At 70.9% G+C, this 19,357-nt stretch carries 27 protein-coding genes; 17 read left to right on the forward strand and 10 right to left on the reverse strand.

From position 1 onward, the window contains the following. Window positions 1–116 precede the first annotated feature (116 nt). Both IMZ35_RS03805 and IMZ35_RS03810 read right to left on the reverse strand, forming a co-directional pair. A complete protein-coding gene (locus IMZ35_RS03805) occupies window positions 117–710 on the reverse strand; it encodes a YdcF family protein (protein ID WP_199439646.1) in 594 nt (197 codons plus the stop codon). An 89-nt stretch (window positions 711–799) separates the two neighbouring features. Beyond that, window positions 800–1,567: a GntR family transcriptional regulator gene (locus IMZ35_RS03810; protein ID WP_199439414.1), complete on the reverse strand. Its 768-nt coding sequence runs from the start codon at window positions 1,565–1,567 to the stop codon at window positions 800–802. A 145-nt stretch (window positions 1,568–1,712) separates the two neighbouring features. On the opposite strand from IMZ35_RS03810, the gene IMZ35_RS03815 reads away from it, so the two are divergent. From IMZ35_RS03815 to IMZ35_RS03875, 13 genes are all read left to right on the forward strand, one after another. Next, window positions 1,713–2,090 (forward strand): hypothetical protein, encoded by a 378-nt coding sequence (locus IMZ35_RS03815; protein WP_199439415.1) that lies wholly within the window; start codon window positions 1,713–1,715, stop codon window positions 2,088–2,090. A 309-nt stretch (window positions 2,091–2,399) separates the two neighbouring features. Continuing rightward, a complete protein-coding gene (locus IMZ35_RS03820) occupies window positions 2,400–2,666 on the forward strand; it encodes a hypothetical protein (RefSeq protein WP_199439416.1) in 267 nt (88 codons plus the stop codon). Window positions 2,667–2,671: 5 nt separating this feature from the next. Beyond that, entirely contained in the window at window positions 2,672–2,893 is a 222-nt protein-coding gene (locus IMZ35_RS03825) for a hypothetical protein (protein WP_199439417.1), read from the forward strand. 82 nt (window positions 2,894–2,975) lie between these two features. Further along, on the forward strand, window positions 2,976–4,340 hold the full coding sequence (locus IMZ35_RS03830) for a cell division protein FtsK (protein ID WP_199439418.1): 1,365 nt from the start codon (window positions 2,976–2,978) through the stop codon (window positions 4,338–4,340). Window positions 4,341–4,432: 92 nt separating this feature from the next. Beyond that, a complete protein-coding gene (locus IMZ35_RS03835; protein WP_229369294.1) occupies window positions 4,433–4,843 on the forward strand; it encodes a hypothetical protein in 411 nt (136 codons plus the stop codon). Further along, on the forward strand, window positions 4,840–5,163 hold the full coding sequence (locus IMZ35_RS03840; protein ID WP_438816812.1) for a WhiB family transcriptional regulator: 324 nt from the start codon (window positions 4,840–4,842) through the stop codon (window positions 5,161–5,163). The genes IMZ35_RS03835 and IMZ35_RS03840 overlap by 4 nt, the downstream gene beginning before the upstream one ends. Continuing rightward, entirely contained in the window at window positions 5,163–5,348 is a 186-nt protein-coding gene (locus IMZ35_RS03845; protein ID WP_199439420.1) for a hypothetical protein, read from the forward strand. The genes IMZ35_RS03840 and IMZ35_RS03845 overlap by 1 nt, the downstream gene beginning before the upstream one ends. A 28-nt stretch (window positions 5,349–5,376) precedes the next feature. Beyond that, window positions 5,377–6,201, forward strand: a complete 825-nt coding sequence (locus tag IMZ35_RS03850) for a hypothetical protein (protein WP_199439421.1) — start codon at window positions 5,377–5,379, stop codon at window positions 6,199–6,201. 75 nt (window positions 6,202–6,276) lie between these two features. Next, window positions 6,277–7,626 (forward strand): replication initiator, encoded by a 1,350-nt coding sequence (locus IMZ35_RS03855; RefSeq protein ID WP_199439422.1) that lies wholly within the window; start codon window positions 6,277–6,279, stop codon window positions 7,624–7,626. Next, window positions 7,623–7,802, forward strand: a complete 180-nt coding sequence (locus IMZ35_RS03860; RefSeq protein WP_199439423.1) for a helix-turn-helix transcriptional regulator — start codon at window positions 7,623–7,625, stop codon at window positions 7,800–7,802. The genes IMZ35_RS03855 and IMZ35_RS03860 overlap by 4 nt, the downstream gene beginning before the upstream one ends. Further along, window positions 7,802–9,058 carry a tyrosine-type recombinase/integrase gene (locus tag IMZ35_RS03865; protein ID WP_199439424.1) on the forward strand — a complete coding sequence of 419 codons (1,257 nt, stop codon included), beginning with the start codon at window positions 7,802–7,804 and terminating at the stop codon, window positions 9,056–9,058. The genes IMZ35_RS03860 and IMZ35_RS03865 overlap by 1 nt, the downstream gene beginning before the upstream one ends. Before the next feature lie 262 nt (window positions 9,059–9,320). After that, the gene (locus tag IMZ35_RS03870) at window positions 9,321–9,932 is read left to right on the forward strand and encodes a histidine phosphatase family protein (RefSeq protein ID WP_307867725.1); all 612 of its coding nucleotides are present in this window, start codon (window positions 9,321–9,323) and stop codon (window positions 9,930–9,932) included. 10 nt (window positions 9,933–9,942) lie between these two features. Then, window positions 9,943–10,428 carry a GNAT family N-acetyltransferase gene (locus IMZ35_RS03875; RefSeq protein WP_199439425.1) on the forward strand — a complete coding sequence of 162 codons (486 nt, stop codon included), beginning with the start codon at window positions 9,943–9,945 and terminating at the stop codon, window positions 10,426–10,428. A gap of 28 nt (window positions 10,429–10,456) precedes the next feature. Here IMZ35_RS03875 and IMZ35_RS03880 read toward each other — a convergent pair whose 3' ends face one another. The 3 genes from IMZ35_RS03880 to IMZ35_RS03890 all read right to left on the reverse strand — a co-directional run bounded on the left by IMZ35_RS03880 (window position 10,457) and on the right by IMZ35_RS03890 (window position 12,733). Continuing rightward, the gene (locus IMZ35_RS03880) at window positions 10,457–11,266 is read right to left on the reverse strand and encodes an SAM-dependent methyltransferase (RefSeq protein WP_307867727.1); all 810 of its coding nucleotides are present in this window, start codon (window positions 11,264–11,266) and stop codon (window positions 10,457–10,459) included. A gap of 191 nt (window positions 11,267–11,457) precedes the next feature. Continuing rightward, complete coding sequence (locus IMZ35_RS03885; RefSeq protein ID WP_199439427.1) at window positions 11,458–12,204, reverse strand: S1 family peptidase; 747 nt, start codon at window positions 12,202–12,204, stop codon at window positions 11,458–11,460. A gap of 115 nt (window positions 12,205–12,319) precedes the next feature. After that, entirely contained in the window at window positions 12,320–12,733 is a 414-nt protein-coding gene (locus tag IMZ35_RS03890) for a hypothetical protein (protein ID WP_307867728.1), read from the reverse strand. Between the two features lie 258 nt (window positions 12,734–12,991). On the opposite strand from IMZ35_RS03890, the gene IMZ35_RS03895 reads away from it, so the two are divergent. Both IMZ35_RS03895 and IMZ35_RS03900 read left to right on the forward strand, forming a co-directional pair. Beyond that, the gene (locus IMZ35_RS03895) at window positions 12,992–13,954 is read left to right on the forward strand and encodes a diacylglycerol/lipid kinase family protein (protein ID WP_199439428.1); all 963 of its coding nucleotides are present in this window, start codon (window positions 12,992–12,994) and stop codon (window positions 13,952–13,954) included. A 240-nt stretch (window positions 13,955–14,194) separates the two neighbouring features. Next, window positions 14,195–14,449: a WhiB family transcriptional regulator gene (locus tag IMZ35_RS03900; protein ID WP_199439429.1), complete on the forward strand. Its 255-nt coding sequence runs from the start codon at window positions 14,195–14,197 to the stop codon at window positions 14,447–14,449. A 137-nt stretch (window positions 14,450–14,586) separates the two neighbouring features. Here the strand turns inward: IMZ35_RS03900 and IMZ35_RS03905 are convergent, their stop codons facing one another. Continuing rightward, a complete protein-coding gene (locus IMZ35_RS03905) occupies window positions 14,587–16,065 on the reverse strand; it encodes a PAS domain-containing sensor histidine kinase (RefSeq protein ID WP_199439430.1) in 1,479 nt (492 codons plus the stop codon). 106 nt (window positions 16,066–16,171) lie between these two features. On the opposite strand from IMZ35_RS03905, the gene IMZ35_RS32225 reads away from it, so the two are divergent. Next, the gene (locus tag IMZ35_RS32225) at window positions 16,172–16,246 is read left to right on the forward strand and encodes a 50S ribosomal protein bL37 (RefSeq protein ID WP_096498094.1); all 75 of its coding nucleotides are present in this window, start codon (window positions 16,172–16,174) and stop codon (window positions 16,244–16,246) included. Window positions 16,247–16,314: 68 nt separating this feature from the next. Here IMZ35_RS32225 and rsrA read toward each other — a convergent pair whose 3' ends face one another. Together rsrA and IMZ35_RS03915 are read right to left on the reverse strand one after the other, a co-directional pair. Further along, the gene (rsrA, locus tag IMZ35_RS03910) at window positions 16,315–16,638 is read right to left on the reverse strand and encodes a mycothiol system anti-sigma-R factor (protein WP_199439431.1); all 324 of its coding nucleotides are present in this window, start codon (window positions 16,636–16,638) and stop codon (window positions 16,315–16,317) included. Then, on the reverse strand, window positions 16,635–17,423 hold the full coding sequence (locus IMZ35_RS03915) for a sigma-70 family RNA polymerase sigma factor (protein ID WP_438816813.1): 789 nt from the start codon (window positions 17,421–17,423) through the stop codon (window positions 16,635–16,637). Before IMZ35_RS03915 ends, rsrA begins: the two co-directional genes overlap by 4 nt. A 71-nt stretch (window positions 17,424–17,494) precedes the next feature. On the opposite strand from IMZ35_RS03915, the gene ybaK reads away from it, so the two are divergent. Continuing rightward, window positions 17,495–17,971 carry a Cys-tRNA(Pro) deacylase gene (gene ybaK, locus IMZ35_RS03920; protein WP_199439433.1) on the forward strand — a complete coding sequence of 159 codons (477 nt, stop codon included), beginning with the start codon at window positions 17,495–17,497 and terminating at the stop codon, window positions 17,969–17,971. Between the two features lie 9 nt (window positions 17,972–17,980). Here ybaK and IMZ35_RS03925 read toward each other — a convergent pair whose 3' ends face one another. Further along, window positions 17,981–18,592, reverse strand: coding sequence for an alpha/beta hydrolase family protein (locus IMZ35_RS03925; protein WP_199439434.1), 612 nt, complete (start codon window positions 18,590–18,592; stop codon window positions 17,981–17,983). Then, window positions 18,589–19,353, reverse strand: coding sequence for an SOS response-associated peptidase (locus tag IMZ35_RS03930; RefSeq protein ID WP_199439650.1), 765 nt, complete (start codon window positions 19,351–19,353; stop codon window positions 18,589–18,591). The genes IMZ35_RS03925 and IMZ35_RS03930 overlap by 4 nt, the downstream gene beginning before the upstream one ends. Window positions 19,354–19,357: the final 4 nt, after the last annotated feature.

Genomic DNA, 19,357 nt, shown 5'->3' on the forward strand with positions numbered 1-19,357 from the left:
ACAGGGGCATCGGTCCTTCGGCGTCGGCTTGGATACCAACGGCCAGCGGCCCCCGGAGGGGGCCGCCTTGATGAAGAAAAGAAACTCTGAACACCGCAGCTACCACGCTACCCCAGTTACGAGATCAACCGGCTGGTGTACCCGGCCTCCACGAGGCGTGCATACGCGGCCTGGACGTCGGCAGGAACTTCTTGCGGGATCGCGTAGCCGTACTCTGCGAACAGCCCCATGCGCTGCGTGTCGCCCACCATCATGCTGATCACAAAGTCGACGTCACCGATCCCAGCCACGTACTCTTCGATCGGCGGGCGGTGCGAGGTGCAGGTGATGTCCAGCTCTGGCCACATCTTCTTGCACGTCGCATAGGCCCGGCGCTCCTGGTACGGCCGAGACACCAACACCGCTGACTCCAGCCGCAAGCCCTTGTCGCGCAACAGCTTCATTGTGAACTCGAAGTTCTGTGCGGTGTTGGTCGCCTCGGTCTCGACGAGGATCGCCTCGTCGGGCACGCCGTGCTCCAGGGCGTGTTCGCGGTAGTGCACCGCCTCGCCCCTCGGGAAGCGCTCCACGGTCGTGGGGGCGTTGGCTCCGGTGAACACCAGCAGCGGAACCGTCTCAGCTTCGTACAGCTCCACCGCCCGCACGGCCACGCCCAGGTCGTGACTGCCGAGACCGATCGCGGCGTCGGCGGGCCGGACCTGGTGCTTCATGTCGTGGTAGTCCCAGAGGGTCAGCACGTCGGTTCGGTGCTGCTCGGGGATGACGGTGGGGGTCACGGCGGCCGGCCTTTCTTCGGCGGTCAGTCGGGGATCGGGAAGCTGTAGGACCACTCGAAGCGGCTGGCCGCGTGGATGCCCCGCGCCAGCTCGATCGGCACGTCGTCCTTGGTGAAGGTGCGTCGGGTCAGGACCATGACCGGTTCGCCCGCGGGGAGGTTCAGCGTCTCGATCTCGTCGGGGGTCGGCATCCGGGCGTGGACGCTCTCGGTCATGTGGTCGGGCTCGAAGCCCTGCAACGTCAGCACGGCGAATCCGCCACCGCGCGTGGCCGGTCCCGGTTTCGGGTCGACCAGCGGGGTGCCCTCGACGTGCTCGGGGTTGTAGTAGCTCGTCAGGGTGTGGGTCGGGGTGTCGCCGTCCTTGACCAGCCTGGCGCGCTCGTAGACCTTGGCGCCCTCCTCCAGGCCCAGCGCCTCCGCGATGGACTTGTCGGCCTGGATCGTGCGGACGGTGTTGGTCTGGTCGGTCGGCTTCCACTCGCGTCCCGATGCCTCGCGGTCCGCGGCGAACGCGACCAGACCGCCGAACTTCCACTTGCTCTTGGCGTACCGCTCGACACCCAACCGCTTCATGCTCGGCCTCGGCCGCACCACCGTTCCACGTCGGCGCACCGGGTCCACAAGCCCCTCGGCCTCCAGGACGGCGATGGCCTTGCGCACAGTGTTGATGTTGACCCCGTGGGTGGCCGCGATCTCGTCCTGCTTGGGCAGCGTGGTCCCAGGCGGGTAGTCGCCGCGCTCGATGCCCTCGCGCAGCAGGGTCGCCAGCTCGCGGTATCCGGTGGTCACATCAGCTCCTCAGCCAGAGGGATAACCCTAGCTCTACCTCGTCGGACCTGAACCAAATGATCGATAGAGCTAGCTCTATTGACAGTCGACCGGCAGGCGTGTTCTATAGAGATAGCTCTAACGGACACCACTCCAGGAGGACCCCGTGGCTCTGAACAACCTGCCGATCCTGTTCGACGGCTTCCGCCTCATGGTCACCGAGCCGGTCGCGGTGAAGATGCGCGAGGACAACGGCCAGCTCGTCCCGGTCACCAACCGCGCCGGTGAGGAGCAGTTCTCCATCGTGCTGTTCGCCAAGCCCAAGGCTCGCCCCGGTGAGCGCGCCGGCAAGGGCGAAGAGATCAAGGTGACGCTCCCGTTCGCCCCGGCGGAGGAGTTCGAGGAGGGCGAGTACGTCGAGCTGATCAATCCGACCGTGTCCTACTACGAGATCGAGGACCGGTCCACGGGCCGCAAGAACTCCGGTCTGGCGTTCAAGGCCGAGACGGTCAAGCGCTTCGTGCGCGAACAGCGCGCCGCCTGACCCCGCACCAGCTCGGTTGCCCTGCCCGGTAGGCCGGTCGCCCGTTTCGAGTCGGGCCAGAGGCACAGCGATCCCGTTCCGTCCGAGGTTGGTCGGCTGCCCGTTCACGACGGGCCGGAACGTGCGGTCTCGCTCTTTGACGAATTCCACAGTGGATAGACCCATGCCTGAATCCGGCGCGTTCACCTCGCGCCGAGACGTTCGGCGGCACCAGGTCTCACCTGGTCGTGGCCCTGGTGCCCGCCGTGCGTCTCGCACCACGGAGACCGCAGCACCCCGTCCAGCACCATCACGGAGAGGACGTGACCTGTGCAGGTACAGGCACTCAACAAACGCGCTCAAGAGCGCTACGACAACTTCGTCTCAGCGATGGACCTCGTGGCCGAGCAGTTCGACCCGCTGTCCGCGCTGATCAAGAAGATGCAGGAGGGAAAGGCACCGCCCGGTGCGTTTCGCATCACGTCGCCCGAGCAGCTCCGCAAGCTGCACACCGACGCGCTCAAGGCGCTGACCGAGCTTCGTGAGCAGGCCAAGAAGTACGAGGCCGAGTTGAAGTCCCGCGACTGGAGGGTCTGACGACCATGTCTCACCAGCTCAGCAACGCCCTGGACGACCTCGACAAGGCCATGACGCAGCTCCGGCACGCCGTCAAGGGCATCCCGGTTCGTCGTGAGGGCTTCAAGGACCACCACGACACCTTCGCCCGTGCTGCTGCCCGACTGCGCACGGAGATGAACTACTCGCGCTCCCAGCTCGACCCCGACGCCGCACGACGGCGGAAGAAGCGCGACCGCAACCACTGACCGCACCTGCACGGCAACGGCCGACCGTTCCCCCGCACGGGAGTGGTCGGCCGTTGCCGTACCCGGCGAGAGGAACCACCCGATGTTCTCCCACGCTCACGGCAAGTCCCGACGCTCCCCCGGCGCGGAGTTCCGCGCGGTGGCCTGGCTGGTGCGTCACCCCGGCTCCGTGGCCGCACCGGCGGCTGTGGCGGCCTCGATCACCGAACTCGGTCTGACCGGCACCGGCTCGGTCCTCGGTGGCGCGGCGCTGGGCGTCGGAGCGTGGTACCGGGCGCACCCCGACACCTTCGACACCGTGGCCGCTCCCGTGCTGCGGGCCTGGCGTCGGCGCTGGGCCGGTGCCTACACCGGTCGCCGCTGGGCCGACCTCATGGCGGCGTGCGAGCTGACCAGGGTCCACCACCGCACCGGTCGCACGCTGGTCCCCCGCGTCGTCCGGGTCCGCTCCTGGTCGCCGTCGATCGACACCGTGCGGGTCAAGCTCGTCCCCGGTCAGTCACCGCGGGCCTTCATCGCCGAAGCGGAGGAGATCGCCTCGACGCTCAAGGCCGAGCGGGTCGCGGTCGAGCGGGGCAAGCCCGGTGAGGTCGTGCTGATCGTCCAGCGCGACGAGCCCTTCACCTACCTCGTCCCCGCCCCGGAGCTGCCTGCCGACGTCGCCGACGTCGACCTCACCTCGCTTTACATGGGTGAGGACGAGTTCGGCCGGGAGTTCCGCGAGCCGCTGATCGGGTCGCACTACCTGCGAGCCGGAGCGACCGGCTCGGGCAAGAACTCCCTCCCCGCGATCAAGCTGCGCGAGGTCGCCCCGTTGATCCGCGCGGGTCTCGTCCGGCCGTGGGTGTGCGACCCGAAGATGCTGGAGTGGATTGCGCTCAAGCCCATGCTCGACGGCCGGTACGCCGCGACTCCGGAGGACTGCGCCGAGCTGGTCGACGCCTACGTGGCGAACATGGAGCGCAAGCAGAAGCGGATGCAGCGCGCCGGGCTGCGGTCGGTCCCGGTCTCCGAGGACTATCCGCTGGACTGGCTGATCTGTGACGAGATCGGCTCGCTGCTGGCCTACCGGAGCGACTACGCCAACCACCTCACCGGCCAGCTCTCGCTGATCACCTCGCTGGGGCGCTCCACCCACGACGTCGTGGAAGCCCTGGTGCAAGAGCCGTCCAAGGACGTCGTGCCGATCCGGGACCTCATTCCCCGGCGGCTGTGCCTGCGCGTCACCAGCGAGCGCCACCCGGACATGGTCCTGGGTGACGGTGCCCGCGAGAAGGGCGCGATCGCCGATGAGATCCCCGACTCCGAGGACACCGCCGGTATCGGCTTCTCCGTCTCCCCGCGCACCCGTGCGCCTCGCCGCATCCGCGCGGCCTTCACCCCCGACGGCGGCCTCACCGAGCTGGTCGAGTTCGTCACTGGACGCGGCCTGCGCGCCGTGAGCTGACCGTCCCCTTCCACATCACACAGGAGGGCTTTCCCATGCCTGCCAACGAATTTCGTTCGCTCGACCGCATCCTTCGCACCGTGCGAGGGCACATGCGCACCCGCTCCCTGCCCCGCCCGGATCGTCTGGTCGTCTCCACGCGGTCCCGGTCGCTGCACGCCGAGTTCACCTCCGGCACCGCGCCCGACCGGCTCGCCGCCGTACTGCTGTGGTCGGCCACCCTCGACGGGCTGTCGCTGGCCTGGACCCACCGATCCGGCGGTGTGCTCGCCCTGGCCGCCACCGGACGCACCGCCTCCGGCCTGTCCCTGGGCCTGGCCGCGTCCGGCCCCGTGGTCGAACTGGCCGGGCGTGTGCTCGACCTCTGGCCGCACCGCCTGGCCGAACTCGCCGGTGTGTTCGCGCTGGCCGAGCACCACACCGAGATCGTCACCTACGACGAGGTCGCCCACGTCGTCACCGCCGCCCGCGCCACCGCCTCGGCGCTGGAGGTGGCGGCATGAGCAACCCGTCCGAACCGGGCTACCGGGTGCTCATGGCGCTGCTGTTCGGGCTGTCCGGGCAGCCTCCGGCCTGGCGTGCTGACGCCGCGTGCGCCGACACCGATCCGGAACTGTTCTTCGACTCCCAGCACACCGCCGACGCGCTCGCGGTGTGCGCCGGATGCCCGGTGCTCGACCTGTGCCGGGCCGACCACACCACCTGGGAGTCGGCGACCCGATCGCGGCGCTTCTACGCCTCCGGCGTCGTCGGCGGCACCACAGCCAGCTCCCGCAACCAGACCTACTACCCCCGCAAGCAGTCCCGAGAGGACGTGGCCTGATGAAGACGATCGTGACCCTGCCCGTCAACCGTCGCAGCATCTCCACCGCCGTCAAGGCCGTCCCCGTCACCCTCGCTGGGATCGCGGTGATGTGGTTCGCCTTCGGCATCGCCGGGGCCGTGGTGCTGACCCTGGTCCTGTTCTTCCTCGGCCGCCTGCTGCTGCGCGCCGCCCGTTCCGAGTAGTCCCTTCCCGACAGAAAGGAGGTGCCCGGTGTTCGGCAAAGCCAAGCGGCACAACGACTCCAGCACCGCAGAGACGCGGCGGGTGCGTGGACTGCGCGCCCAGCTCCACGAAGCACACGACGTGCACCGCCTGGCCGCCGATCCCCTCCTCGGCGCGGTGCGGGCCGACCGGTTCCGCGTCTCGGTCACCCGCTCCATGTGGTTCTTCCTCGCCATCGGGCTCGGGTTCACCACCACCGGCGTTCACGACTTCCTCGCCGGGCACCTCACCGCGGCTGACCCGATGTGGTGGGGTGCCTGGCTGGTCGAACCGGCCTTGGCGGGCATCCTGATCACGCTGCTGCGCTGGGAAGCCGAGATGCTGTCCAAGGGCCTGGCCGTCGACCACCAGGCCGTCACCCGGCTCAAGCGCGTGCTCCTCGGCGCGACCCTGGTGACCAACGTGTGGTCCTCCCTGCGCCCGGCCTCCGGGTCGGTCGACGCCGGGATGGTGTTCCTCCACGTCGTCATCCCCGTCGTGGTCTACCTGCTGGCGGAGGTCATGCCGGTGATCCAGCAGCGGTGCAACACCGCCCGCGAACTCGCCCTGGCCTCCACGCCTCACCCGGCCGTCGAGCCGGTGCCCGACGAGCCAGCTCCAGCCGTTGAGCCGGTATCGGCCGTACCTGCTCCGGCTCCCGCTGACGTGGTGCCCATACCCCGGCCCGGTCCGCGGCTGCCTCGGCACCTGCTCGCCCAGCTCGACGCCAAGACCGCCGAGACCGGACGGCCGCTGACCGCCGAGGAGGTGCGCGACGTGCTCAACGTCCCCGCCGACTACGCCGCCCGCATCGCCACCCAGCTCGCCGCCTGACACCCACTCACCACGCGGGGCGCGACCCACCACCGGGTCGCGCCCCGCCGTCATGCTCGGAAGGAGACCGCAACCGTGGTGCTCACCCTCGAAGACCGCATCTCGGACCGGCTGCGCGCCCCCGACTACCACGACTGGCGGGACAAGGTCGTCGCCACCAACGGCTGTGCCGTCCCGATCCGCCTGGAAGGCGCGTGGCAGGTGCAGGAGGCCACCAGCGGCCGTGTGCTCGCCCACCACGGCGGCGAGATCATGGTTCCGTGCGGCAACCGCCGGGCCACCGTGTGTCCGTCCTGCTCCGACCGCTACGCCGCCGACGCCTTCCACCTCATGCAGGCCGGGCTCGCCGGGGGCACCAAGGGCGTCCCCGAGAGCGTCGCCGAGAAGCCCCGCGGCTTCGCCACCCTCACCGCCCCGTCCTTCGGACCCGTCCACAACCGGCCCACCACCAGGGCGGGCAAGCCCCGGCCGTGCACCGGGTGCGGGGAGCGGCACCACCCCGACGACCCCCGCATCGGCGGCGCGGTCGACCCCGACGCCTACGACTACACCGGCTCGGTCCTATGGCAGGCCCACGCCGGAGCGCTGTGGCACCGCTTCGTCACCACCCTCAAGCGGCTGCTCGCCCAAGCCGGTGGCCTCAACCAGCGGGAGTTCAAGGACGCCGCCCGGCTGTCCTACGCCAAGGTCGCCGAGTACCAGCGACGCGGCATGGTCCACTTCCACGCCGTCATCCGCGTCGACGGCCCCGGTGGCCCCGGTGACCCCACCCCGGCGTGGGTGACCACCGACCTGCTCGACCACTGCATCACCACCGCCGCTCGGGCGGTCAAGGTCGGCACCCACCGGCCCGACGGCACCCCGCTGGAACTGCGGTGGGGCGCACAGGTCGACTTCCGGCCCATCCGCCCCACACAGGCCCACGACGTCGAGGACGACGACGGCGCGATCAGCGAACACCGTCTGGCCGCCTACGTCGCCAAGTACGCCACCAAGACCACCGGCAAGACGGACGGCGCCGACCGCCCGATCCGCTCTCAGCTCTGCATCGACCACGCACCGGTCTCCGACCACCACCGCCGCATGATCCAAACAGCCTGGGACCTCGGTGATCTGGCCGAGTACGACGACCTGAACCTCAAGAAGTGGGCGCACATGCTCGGCTTCCGCGGCCACTTCCTCACCAAGTCCAAGCACTACTCGACCACCTTCGGAGCCATCCGCGGCGACCGGCGCGAGTACCGCGCGGCCGAGACCTTCGACCGTCTCGGCATCGACCCCGAATCCGTCCTGGTCGTCAACGACTGGCGCTACACCGGCACCGGCTACGCCAGCGACGCCGAACGCGAGCTGGCCGGTGCGATCGCTGAACGGGTCCGCGACAGCCGACGCCGCAAGTACGAGCAGGAGAGGCAGGCGGCATGAGCAAGCTCTGGAGCATCGAGGACCTGGCCGACTACCTCGGCGTGCCCGTTCCGACCATCTACGGGTGGCGGACCAAGAAGTACGGTCCCCCGGCCCGGCGCGTCGGCAAGCACCTCCGCTGGGTGCCCGAGGACGTCAAGAACTGGCTCGACTCGCTCGGTCCGGAGGCGGCCTGATGGGGCACGTCCAGGACCGCTGGTTCACGTCCGTTCCGGACCCGGACCAGCCCTCCAAGCGCAAGCGGGTGCCCACCGCCCGGCACGGCGTCGGAAAGCGGTACAAGGCGCGGATCACCGGCCCGGACGGCAACGAGGTGTCCGAGAGCTTCGCGGACGGCCAGTACAAGGCGGCGAAGCAGTGGGTAGCTGACCGCGAGGTCAAGCTCGCGCTCGGGACCTACGTCGACACCAAGGCCGGCCGCGTCCGGCTGGAGACCTTCGGCACGCGCTGGATCGCCGACCTCGACGTGGACGAGCTGTCACGCGAGAACCTGGAGCGGCGGTTCCGCAGGCGGATCTTCCCCGCGCTCGGCCGGATGGAGCTGGGGGCGGTGAAGCCCTCCACGATCCGCGCGTGGGACGCCGAGCTGCGGCGCGAGGGCCTGTCGGACCGGTACCGGCACACCCTGTTCGGGAACCTCTCCGCGCTGTTCACCGCTGCCGTGGACGACGGGCTGATCGTCAAGAACCCGCTCGGCGGGAAGTCGGTGAAGAAACCCAAACCGGTGAAGAAGAAGATCGTCCCCTGGCCGGAGGAACGGGTCTGGGCGGTTCAAGCGGCGCTGGTCGAGCGCTTCCGGGTGCTCGTCGACCTGGGCGCTGGTCTCGGCCTGCGTCAGGGTGAGTGCTTCGCCCTGGCCGTCGACGACGTCGACTTCGAGAAGGGCACGGTGCGGGTGTGCCGTCAGGTCAAGACCGTGCGCAGTCGACCGGTGTTCGCCCTGCCGAAGTACGACAAGGTCCGTGAGGTGCCGCTCTCGGCCCCCGTGACGCGGGCTCTGCGGGTACACATGGCCCGGTTCCCACCGGTCAAGATCACTCTCCCGTGGAACGTGCCGAGCGGGACGCCGACCACGGCCGTGCTCATCGTCACGTCGGTGCGCGGGCTGGCGATCGCGGCGAACGATTTCAACCGGAACTACTGGAAGAAGGCGCTCGAAGCCGCGGGCGTGCCGCACGACCGGTACGAGAACGGGATGCACGACCTCCGGCACTTCTTCGCCTCGCTGCTGCTCGACCAGGGCGAGTCGATCAAGGCGGTGGCCGAGTGGCTGGGGCACACCGACCCCTCGTTCACGCTCTCGACGTACACACACCTGATGCCCAGCAGCGACGAGCGCACCAAGAGCGTGATCGACGGTGTGTACGCCCGACGGCCCGGATCGGGAGCGGACGGCCCGGCAACGGCCCGCGACACGTCCGAGAGCGAGTGAGCGCAGGTCAGCGCTGCGTTCGGGCGAGATCGACAAGATCTTCTGGGAGACCAAGCAGGGCTGAGCACGACGCCCCTGTAACGGCGCCGACCGGCGAGATCACCTCTCGCGGGTCGGCGTCGTCGTGCGTCGCCACCGGGGGTGCGCGGTGCTCCCGCCTCCCTCGGACGGTCCACTCGCGGTGCTCGAACGGTCGACCCGGCGGGGCGAAGGTGACGTTCGACGCGCTTCGGAAACCGAGCGGTCCAACTACGCTGTCGTCGTGGACGCAACCCCCAAGCCCGCGGTGTACCTCCTGCGACACGGGCAGACCGCGTGGTCGGAGAGCGGCAAGCACACGAGCACGTCCGACATCCCGCTGACCGCGGCGGGTGAGCAGCAGGCCCGGCGTGCCGGAGCGGTGCTCGCCCGGTTGCGCGGCACGGACGCGCATCCGGCGCTCGTGCTCACGAGCCCCCGCAAGCGCGCACTGCGCACGGCGGAGCTGGCCGGGCTGCTCGTCGACGAGACGACCGAGGCCCTGGCCGAGTGGAACTACGGCGACTACGAGGGCATCACGACCCCCGAGATCCGCGAGACGGTGCCGGGCTGGACCGTGTGGTCCCACCCGACGCCGGGCGGCGAGACCTCCGAGGACATCACCGAGCGGGCCGAGAAGGTCCTGGCCCGCGTCCGCGGTCTGCTGCCCGGTGGTGACGTGGTGCTCGTGGGCCACGGTCACTTCAGCCGCGTGCTGACGGCGAGCTGGCTCGGCCTGCCGGTGAACGACGGCATCCACTTCGGACTCGACCCGGCCGGGATCACCGTGCTGGGCGAGGAGCACGGCAACCCGCAGATCCGGCGGCTCAACGTGCCGCCGTGGGAATTCGACTAGGAGAACCGCGTTGCCGGACATCCGCGTTCGCCGCGTCCGCGAGTCCGATGTGGACTCCGTGGTCGGCCTAGCGCACGAACTCGCCCTCTACGAGAAGGCGCCCGACGAGTGCCACCTCACGTCCGAGCAGCTGCACCGAGCGCTGTTCGGGCCGTCACCCGCGCTGTTCGGCCACGTGGCCGAGGTGGACGGGGTGGTCGTCGGCTCCGCTCTGTGGTTCCTGAGCTTCTCCACGTGGCGCGGTGAGCACGGCGTCTACCTGGAGGACCTGTACGTCCAGCCGTCCCAGCGGGGCACCGGCCTGGGCCGCGCGCTGCTCGCGGCGCTCGCGCGGGAGTGCGTGGAGCGGGGCTACCAGCGGCTGGAGTGGTCGGTGCTGAACTGGAACACCCCGGCCATCGGCTTCTACGAGGCGCTCGGCGCGCGGCGGCAGGACGAGTGGTCGGTCTTCCGCCTCACCGACGACGGGCTGGCGGAGCTGGGCGAGCGCGGCTGAGGTCGGCCGCCGGGGCGGCGGAGCGGTGCTACTCGTGCGGGACGCGGCCCACGGCGCCCCAGCTCACGGACTCGGCGGCCGGACTGCCCGACACCTCGCCGTCGCCGCGCCACTGCGAGACGACGACGAGACCGGGTTCGAGGAGTTCGAGCCCGTCGAACAGGCTCGCCACCTGGTCCTTGGACCGGACGGTGATGGGCGTGCCGCGCTGCGCGGCCAGCTCGACCATCGCGCTCGCCAGTGCCGGTTCGGCGTCGGCGGTGAAGTGCGAGACGGCGATCAGGCTGCCGGGGGCGACGGCCTCGCGGTAGCCGGCGACGACGGCGGCGGCCTCGTCGGCGCCGGTGAGGAACGGCAGGATGCCGAACATCAGGAGCGCGACGGGCTCGTCGAGGTCGATCAGGGAGCGGACCTCGGGCGAGCCGAGGACCGCCGCGTGGTCGCGCACGTCGGCGTGGACGATGGCGGCGCGGGGGTTGCCCTTGAGCATGGCCCGGCTGTGCGCCACGGTCACCGCCTCGTCGTCGACGTAGACGACGCGGGCCGCCGGTTCGGCGAGCTGGGCGACCTCGTGGACGTTCCCCGCGGTGGGGATGCCGGAGCCGAGGTCGAGGAACTGGCGGACTCCGGAGGCGACGCAGAGGCGGACGACGCGGCGCAGGAAGGAACGGCTGCTGCGGCAGATCTCGTCAGCGGGGAGCACCTTGATGTGCTCCTCGGCGAGTGCGCGGTCCACCGCGAAGTTGTGCGCGCCACCGAGCAGGTAGTCGTAGAGGCGAGCGCTGTTGGGGCGCTCGACGTCACCGTTCTTCGGCACCCGCGTGGGCCGGTCCTGCACTGCGCACCTCACCCTGCCGCGGCTCTCGGAGCGGCGCGAACGCACCTGAACGGTAGCTAACTACTCCGTTCGTGTCTATCTCCGAAATTACATTACGCAGGGTCACATGCAGTGGGAACCCGATCGAGAGAACGGGTCACGTTCCCTCGATCGGGTGGTCTGTTGCAGGTCGGCTCAGGGAGAGCTTCGGCTCACACGCCGGCGAGCGAGCTGATCCAGCTGCGGTAGCGGGTGACGTTCGTGTAGTACGAGCGCGTCGAGCGGTCGCTCGTGGAGGCCACGCCGACCTGGTAGTAGCGGCCGTCGACCGGGCTCGTCGCGAACATCGGGCCACCGGAGTCGCCACCGGCGGCGATGCCGTTGACGCGCTGGACGCCGATCGCGGCCCCACCGCGGTAGTCGGTGGCGTTGACCGAGGTGACCCTCGTGTCCGCGACCTTCAGGTAGCGCGACTGGCAGTTGATCTCGGGCTGGTTGGTGCAGGTGGCGCCCCAGCCGTAGAGCTGCACGATCTGCTGCGTGGCGACGGCCGAGCCGACGCCGAGCGGCGCGTAGGTCGTCGACACCGCGCGGTCGATCCGCGCGAGCGCGAGGTCGGCCGTCGGGTGCTGGGTGATGCTGGTCGCGGTGACCAGCGTGCCCGCCGTCTGGTCCAGGCTGCCGACCCGGAACGTGTAGGTGCCCGCGCTCGCCACGCAGTGCTGGGCGGTGAGGATCCACTGCGGGGCGATGATCGTCGCCGTGCAGTTCTGCTGGCCGTTGCGGAACAGGCGCGCGGCCCAGGGGGCGTTGGAGGCGTTGCCGCCGCCGATGATGAACGGCGCCACCTCGGCGTCGTTCGACGGAGGGGCGGCGGCGGCCGCCGGAGCGAGGGCGAGGGTTGTCAGCGCCGCGAGAGCGGCACCGGCGATCGCGGTCAGGGCGCGATGGAGTCGCATGAACGGTCACCTCGTACGAGTGCAGGGAGTGGTGGTTCCACCACCCACAGCTTCACCCCGCGGAGTGAGGACGACCACCCGCCGTTCGTAGGCGATCGGTCGGACGCCGAACGCCCTACCCGAGCGCGCCGGTGTCCTCGTCGTCGTCCGGGCCCAGCGCCCACTCCCGCGCGGGAGCCGTGAACAGCAGCGCGACCACGACCGCGCAGTAGACGCCGAGCAGCGAACCGGCGAGCTGCTGCCCCGACGGCCCGTAGGCGTACCAGGCGACACCGAGCAGGAGCAGCTGCACGACGATCGCCGGGGTCCTGGCCCACGTCCGGCCGATCACGAGCGCGACGCCCGCCGCGGCCACGCCTCCGCACAGGACCGTGAAGTACCCGGCCTCACCGAGGACCCGGCCCGGTGACTCGACGCCGAACGCCCGCACGACGAGCGCCACGGCGAAGCCGAGACCGGCCAGGCCCTGGAGCGCGGTCATCACCCCGGCGAGCCGGACGGCGGACGGAACCCCGCTGTGCTGTGCCACCTCGAAAACCGGCCTCTCCCCGCTCACCGTGAGTACCCGTCACGGATCGTAGGCCACCCGGACGGCCGTTCCCTCCCGCGTCGGGAGGAGAGAGGATCAAGGAGTCTTCGGCGAGCCGGCGGTCGTGCTGGGGTGCACTTGCAGGAGACGCCCGAGGTCCGGACGGAAGGAGACGTGCCCCACTTCCGAGGTGTGCTCGGCCACCAATCGGGTGAACGCCGATCCGTGCGTTGTCACGGGCTGTCCTACCCTGCAGGAGTGCGTGCCCTTCTGGTGGTGAACCCGCAGGCGACGACGACCACACCCGCCGGTCGTGACGTGCTCGCGCACGCCCTGGCCAGCGAGGTGAAGCTGGACGTCGTCGAGACCGACTACCGGGGACACGCGGCGGACGCCGCGGCGCTGGCGGCCGTCGAGGGCTACGACATGGTCGTGGCGCACGGCGGCGACGGCACCGTGAACGAGGTCGTCAACGGCCTGCTCCGCCACGGCACCGGCCCGGACGTGCCGATGCTGGGCGTCGTGCCCGGCGGTTCGGCGAACGTCTTCGCCGGCGCGCTGGGCCTGCCGCGCGACCCGGTCGAGGCGACCGGGCGGCTCCTGAAGGCGATCGAGCGCGGCACCAGCCGCCGGGTGGGCCTGGGCCGCGTCTCCTCGGCGCTGAGCCCCGAACCGCCCAGGGTCCCGCCGAACTCCGACCGCTGGTTCACGTTCAACTCCGGCGTGGGCTGGGACGCCGACGTCGTCGCCTCCGTCGAGCGGCAGCGGGCACGGGGGCGCGAGGCGAGTCCCGCGCTCTACACCAGGACCGCCGTGGCCAGCTACGTCGCCCAGTTGCGCCGCTGTCCCGACCTGACCGTGCAGATCCCCGGTGAGGACCCCGTCGAGGGCGTGCGACTGGCCTTCGTGTCCAACACGGACCCGTGGACGTACCTCGGGAACAAGGCGATCCGGCTCAATCCGAGCAGCGGTTTCGACGGCGGACTCGGGTTGTTTGCCCTCCAGGACCTCGGGGTACCCACGGTGCTCCGGTACGTGGCGCACCTGCTCCTGCGCGACGGGAACCCGAAGGGCGGGAACCTGTTGCGCCGGGACGACGTCGACTACGTCAGGGTGACCAGCGCGGAACCGGTGAACCTGCAGGTCGACGGGGACCTGCTGGGTGAGCGCACCGAGGTCGAGTTCACCTCGGTGCCGGGTGCGATGACCGTCGTGGTGTGACCACGACCGTGTGACCGGGGCGTGACCGCTCCGCTACCGATCTGCGATCCGCGCAGGTCCGGCGGTGTCGCGGGGTGGTTGCGCGGGTGAACGCTGTCGATCTTTCGGGTGAGTTCACTCACCGGGTCAGTGCTAAGCCCTTGACATCCCCGTAGTTCGTGAAAGCATTCACAAGCACCCCAAAACAACCGCTGACGATCGGCGTGCTCATGAGCGCGCCTAGCTGAGGAGTTCTGAACAATGGACTGGCGCCACCGCGCGATCTGCCGCGACGAGGACCCCGAGCTGTTCTTCCCCGTGGGAAACAGCGGTCCGGCGATCCTGCAGATCACCGAGGCGAAGACCGTCTGCCGTCGCTGCCCGGTCGTCTCCGACTGCCTCGCGTGGGCACTGGAGAGCGGCCAGGACGCTGGCGTGTGGGGCGGCATGAGCGAGGACGAGCGCCGCGCTCTGAAGCGCCGCAACGCCCGCACGCGGGCCCGGAGCAACGCCTGAGCCGACGGCCAGGCACCACCGCTGGACGAACGAAGAGCCCGACACCGTGCCAGGTGTCGGGCTCTTCGATTTGCACACCCTCCCGCATGACCACGCGACGCCGCTGAGGCGGGCCGTCACGTGTGCACCACACCAGTTTAACGCCGACCCCTCAGCGGCACGCGCAGGACCGCCTCTGTACCGGTTCGCTCCCTCCTCCGCAAGCTCAGCGAGCCGCGGAGTTCGGACTCCACCAGGGTCCTGACGATCTGCAGACCCAGCCGGTCGGTGCGCTCCAGCGAGAACCCCGGCGGCAGGCCGCGCCCGTCGTCGGAGATCACCACGTCGAGCCACTTGGCCGACCGCTCCGCCTGCACCACGACCTCTCCGCGCTGGCCCGGCGCGTACGCGTGCTCGTAGGCGTTCTGCACCAGTTCCGTCAGCACCATCACCAGCGGGGTGGCCAGTTCCGCGGGCACCACGCCGAACAGGCCCTCGCGGCGGACCACGACCTGCGTCTCCGTGGTGGCGACGTCGCTCATCATCGGGATGACCCGGTCCACCACGTCGTCCAGGTCGACGCGCTCGTCCACCGACATCGACAGCGTCTCGTGCACCAGCGCGATCGAGGTGACCCGGCGGACCGACTCGGTCAGCGCCTCGCGCGCCTCCTCGCTGCTGGTGCGGCGCGACTGCAACCGCAGCAGCGCGGCCACGGTCTGCAGGTTGTTCTTCACCCGGTGGTGGATCTCGCGGATCGTGGCGTCCTTCGACATCAGCGCCCGGTCCCGGCGGCGGACCTCGGTGACGTCGCGGCACAGCACGATCGCGCCGGCCGCACTCCCCCTCGGCCGCAGCGGCAGCGCGCGGAACAGCACGGACGCCCCGCGCCGCGACTCCGCCTCCATCCGCATGCTCGGCCTGCCGTCGAGCGCGGACCGGATGCGCTGGGCCACCTCCGTGGCGTCGAACGGGTCGCCGATCAGCGACCGGGTCAGCGGCGCCAGGTGCACGCCCACCAGGTCGGACGCGTGGCCCATGCGGTGGTAGGCGGACAGGGCGTTCGGGCTGGCGAAGACCACGGCTCCCGCGGCGTCGAGCCGGATCAGGCCGTCACCGACGCGGGGACTCGTGTGCACGTCCGGGGACGGCTCCGCGGTCGGGAACGTGCCGTCGGCGATCATCTGGCACAGGTCGGCCGCACTGCCCAGGTAGGAGATCTCCAGCGGGCTCGGCACGCGCGGCACGGCCAGGTTCGTGTCCCGGCTGAGCACCGCGACGACCTGACCGCTCAGCCGCACCGGGATGGTCTCCCGCCGGACCGGCACGCCGAGGTGCCACAGCGGGTCCTCCTCGCGGCAGATCCGCGAGTCGATCGCGGCGCGGCGCAGCTGCGGGTGCTCGTCCACGGCGACGGTGCTGCCGACGACGTCCTCCGGGTGGGCGGTCGGCGCCGTGGTCGGCCTGGCCTGCGCGACGCACAGGAACGTCCCGTCCTCCAGCGGCACCCACAGGAGGAAGTCCGCGAACGACAGGTCCGACAGCAGCTGCCACTCGGCGACCACCAGTTGCAGGTGGTCGACGACGGCGCCGGACAGTCCGGTGTGCTCGGCGAGGAGGTCGGTGAGGGTGGACACGCGTCCGATCCAACCACGCGCCACCCCCGCACCGCCCCCTCGGCGACCGGGAACGACCTCGTGGGAAACTGGTGCGAAGCACTCTGTCAAGTACGAGGAGACACCCATGTCGAAGCGTGCCCGCAAGCGCCGCGACCGCAAGAAGGGCGGCGCCAACCACGGGAAGCGCCCCAACGCCTGATTCGTGGTTCGCGGAAGGGCCCCGGTGACGTGTTCGTCACCGGGGCCCTTCTCGTGCGGTGCTCGTGCTCAGCGCTCGCTGATCTCGACCGTCGTGCTGCGGACCTCGACGGTCGCGCCGCCGCTCTGCTGGTCGACCTCGACGAGGGTCTCCTGGATGCACGCCCGGAGGCGCTCCTTGAGGGTGTCCGGAGCCTGCTCGCCACCGCACTTGCGGGCCAGCAGCGCCTTGAGGTGCTCTTCGAGCCCGTACTCCTCCAGGCAGGGGTGGCACTCCTCCAGGTGGGTCTTGAGGAGGGCGCGGCGTTCGGAGTCGCACTCGCGGTCCAGGTAGAGCCAGACCTCGGCGAGGACCTCGGTGCAGTCCGTGTCGTGGTGGTCGCCGCAGCTCATCGTCCCGTCACCGCCGCCCGCTCGGTCCCGCCGGTCGTGACGTTCTTGGCCGCGGAGCCGCGCAGGAAGCCGCGCTCGCGCGCCGTGTCCGAGAGCTGGTCGCGCAGCTGACGCCGTCCGCGGTGCAGCCTGGACATCACGGTGCCGATCGGAGTGCCCATGATGTCAGCGATCTCCTTGTAGGCGAAGCCCTCGACGTCCGCGAGGTAGACCGCGATGCGGAACTCCTCGGGCAGGCGCTGGAGCGCCTCCTTGACGTCGTTGTCCGGAAGCCGGTCCATCGCCTCGACCTCGGCGGAGCGCAGGCCCCTGGAGGTGTGGCTCTCCGCCTGGGCGAGCTGCCAGTCGGTGATCTCCTCGGTGGGCTGCTGGAGCGGCTGGCGCTGCTTCTTCCGGTAGCCGTTGATGTAGGTGTTCGTGAGGATGCGGTACAGCCACGCCTTGAGGTTCGTGCCCGCGGAGAAGGAGTTGAACGCCGCGTACGCCTTGAGGTAGGTCTCCTGGACCAGGTCCTCCGCGTCGGCGGGGTTGCGGGTCATCCGCAGGGCGGCCGAGTAGAGCTGGTCGAGCATCGGCATGGCGTCGCGCTCGAACCGGGCGGCGCGCTCGGCCGGTGTCTCGTCCGTGGGGCTCTCCTGCGTTCGCGTGGCGGGCACCGCGCTCCCTTCCCGCCTGCGCGATGGCACGACGGATGCGTTCCTGAACGCGTCCGAGGATACGCGGCGGACGCGGGCGCGGCCCGATGCCGGGTCGCGCACAGGTCGCGCGCCTGCCTGCTGCTCCATCAACTCAGTCACCACGTCTGTTCAGAACACCACCGCACCCGGCGGAATTCCCCCCGCTATCGTGCGTGATCATGGCTGGACGTGGAACTCCCGCGACGGCGCTGCTGGAGAAGCAGCGCGTGCCGCACACCCTCCACTCGTACGACCACGACCCCCGGCACGAGTCCTACGGGCTCGAGGCGGCGCAGGCGCTGGGCGTCGAACCGGGCCGCGTGTTCAAGACACTGGTGACCGAAGTGGACGGCGCGCTGGTCGTCGGCGTGGTGCCGGTCACCGGCCAGCTCGACCTGAAGGCGCTCGCCGCGGCGGCGGGCGGCAAGAAGGCGAAGCTGGCCGAGGTGGCCGCCGCGGAGCGCGCGACGGGGTACGTGGCGGGCGGCATCTCCCCGCTGGGGCAGCGCAAGCGGTTGCCGGTCGTGCTCGACGCGTCCGCGCGGGACTTCGCCACCGTGTTCTGCAGCGCGGGACGCCGCGGCCTGGAGGTGGAGCTGGCGCCGTCCGACCTGGCCCGGCTGACCGGCGCGGTGGTGGCCCCGATCAGCGCGTGAGCGTCCCGCTCAGTCCAGGGGGCGCAGGACGCGGTCGAGCCACTCGCCGACGGCGCGGCCCACCGCGTCCACGTCGGCCTTGAGGCCGTGGTCACCCGGCACCAGCACGACCTCGCGGTGGTGTGCCGCGCCGGGTCGGCCGAACGGGTCGCGCTCGCCCTGCACGACCAGCACCGGGACCTCGACGCCGGCCAGCTCGCCGGTCCTGGTCTTCTCCGGCTTGCCCGGCGGGTGCACCGGGAACGCCAGGCACAGCACCGCCACCGCCTGCCCCGTGCCGGCCGTGCGGCAGGCCACCCGCGCGCCGGAGGATCGTCCGCCGAACACCAGCGGCAGGTTGTCGAACCAGCGCTGCCCCAGGTCGTCGGCCACGGCGAGCCACGCCGCGTCGAGCTGCGCCGCCGGAGCGGGCGCCCGCCGCCCCGCCACGCGGTAGGGCTGCTCGACCAGCGCCACGTGCACCCCGACTGCGGTGGCGGCGCGGCACGCGGCCACCAGGTCGGGCGAGGAGACGCCGCCGCCCGCGCCGTGGCCGAGCAGCAGCGCGGCGCGCGGTTCCGTCGAGCAGTGCAGCTCGGCGCGCGCCGGGCCGTGCGGCGTCTCGACCGCGATGCTCGTCACGTCAGCTCGAAGAGGGTGGGCTCGGGCTGCTGGGCGGGGGTCAGGTCGATCCGGCGCATCAGCTCGGGTCCGTTGTTGCGCACGCTGTTCACGGCCGTCGACACCGGCCGCAGCTCCAGCCCGTCCACCAGGTCCGGGTCGGGCGCGAGGAGCGCCCGCGGGTCGGTGTCGTCCGGGTCGAGCCAGGAGCCCCAGCGCTCGCGGGGCAGCAGCAGCGGCATCCGGTGGTGCACCTGCGTCATCTCGCCGACGGCGTCGGTCGTGAGGACCGCGCAGGTGATGAGCGGGACGCGGCCCAGCTCCTCGTCGTCGCGCCACCACACCGACCAGATCCCGGCCATCGCCAGCACCGAGCCGTCCTGCGGGGTGATGAAGTACGGCTGCTTGCGGCCCGCGCCCGGCTGCCACTCGTACCAGCCGTCCGCCGGGACGATGCAGCGGCGGTGCGCGGCGGAGTCGCGGTAGGAGGGCTTGTCCAGCACGGTCTCCGACCTGGCGTTGATCATCTTCGCGCCGCCGGAGGCGTCCGCGGACCAGTGCGGGACGAGTCCCCACCGCATCACCCGGACGCTGCGCTCCGTCGTGGCCGCGTCGACGCCGCCGTCGGCGTCGCGCGGGTGCCGTGCCACGACGGCGGCGACCGCCTTCGTGGGCGCGACGTTGTGGTCCGGGCCAGGGGCGTCCTCACCCGTGGCGTCCACCGCGTCGAACTCCGCCGCGAGCAGAGCCGGGTCCCTGGTGGAGGCGTACCTGCCGCACAACCCG

The sequence above is a fragment of the Umezawaea beigongshangensis genome, from assembly GCF_016464305.1.
Lineage (GTDB): Bacteria > Actinomycetota > Actinomycetes > Mycobacteriales > Pseudonocardiaceae > Umezawaea_A > Umezawaea_A beigongshangensis.

Coding starts and splice junctions, on each gene's coding strand:
- IMZ35_RS03830 (WP_199439418.1), top strand. CDS start 2,976: ATGTTCTCCCACGCTCACGGCAAGTCCCGACGCTCCCCCGGCGCGGAG.
- IMZ35_RS03835 (WP_229369294.1), top strand. CDS start 4,433: ATGCGCACCCGCTCCCTGCCCCGCCCGGATCGTCTGGTCGTCTCCACG.
- IMZ35_RS03865 (WP_199439424.1), top strand. CDS start 7,802: ATGGGGCACGTCCAGGACCGCTGGTTCACGTCCGTTCCGGACCCGGAC.
- rsrA (WP_199439431.1), bottom strand. CDS start 16,638: ATGAGCTGCGGCGACCACCACGACACGGACTGCACCGAGGTCCTCGCC.
- IMZ35_RS03825 (WP_199439417.1), top strand. CDS start 2,672: ATGTCTCACCAGCTCAGCAACGCCCTGGACGACCTCGACAAGGCCATG.
- IMZ35_RS03845 (WP_199439420.1), top strand. CDS start 5,163: ATGAAGACGATCGTGACCCTGCCCGTCAACCGTCGCAGCATCTCCACC.
- IMZ35_RS03860 (WP_199439423.1), top strand. CDS start 7,623: ATGAGCAAGCTCTGGAGCATCGAGGACCTGGCCGACTACCTCGGCGTG.
- IMZ35_RS03900 (WP_199439429.1), top strand. CDS start 14,195: ATGGACTGGCGCCACCGCGCGATCTGCCGCGACGAGGACCCCGAGCTG.
- IMZ35_RS03885 (WP_199439427.1), bottom strand. CDS start 12,204: ATGCGACTCCATCGCGCCCTGACCGCGATCGCCGGTGCCGCTCTCGCG.
- IMZ35_RS03840 (WP_438816812.1), top strand. CDS start 4,840: ATGAGCAACCCGTCCGAACCGGGCTACCGGGTGCTCATGGCGCTGCTG.
- IMZ35_RS03915 (WP_438816813.1), bottom strand. CDS start 17,423: ATGGAGCAGCAGGCAGGCGCGCGACCTGTGCGCGACCCGGCATCGGGC.
- IMZ35_RS03805 (WP_199439646.1), bottom strand. CDS start 710: ATGAAGCACCAGGTCCGGCCCGCCGACGCCGCGATCGGTCTCGGCAGT.
- ybaK (WP_199439433.1), top strand. CDS start 17,495: ATGGCTGGACGTGGAACTCCCGCGACGGCGCTGCTGGAGAAGCAGCGC.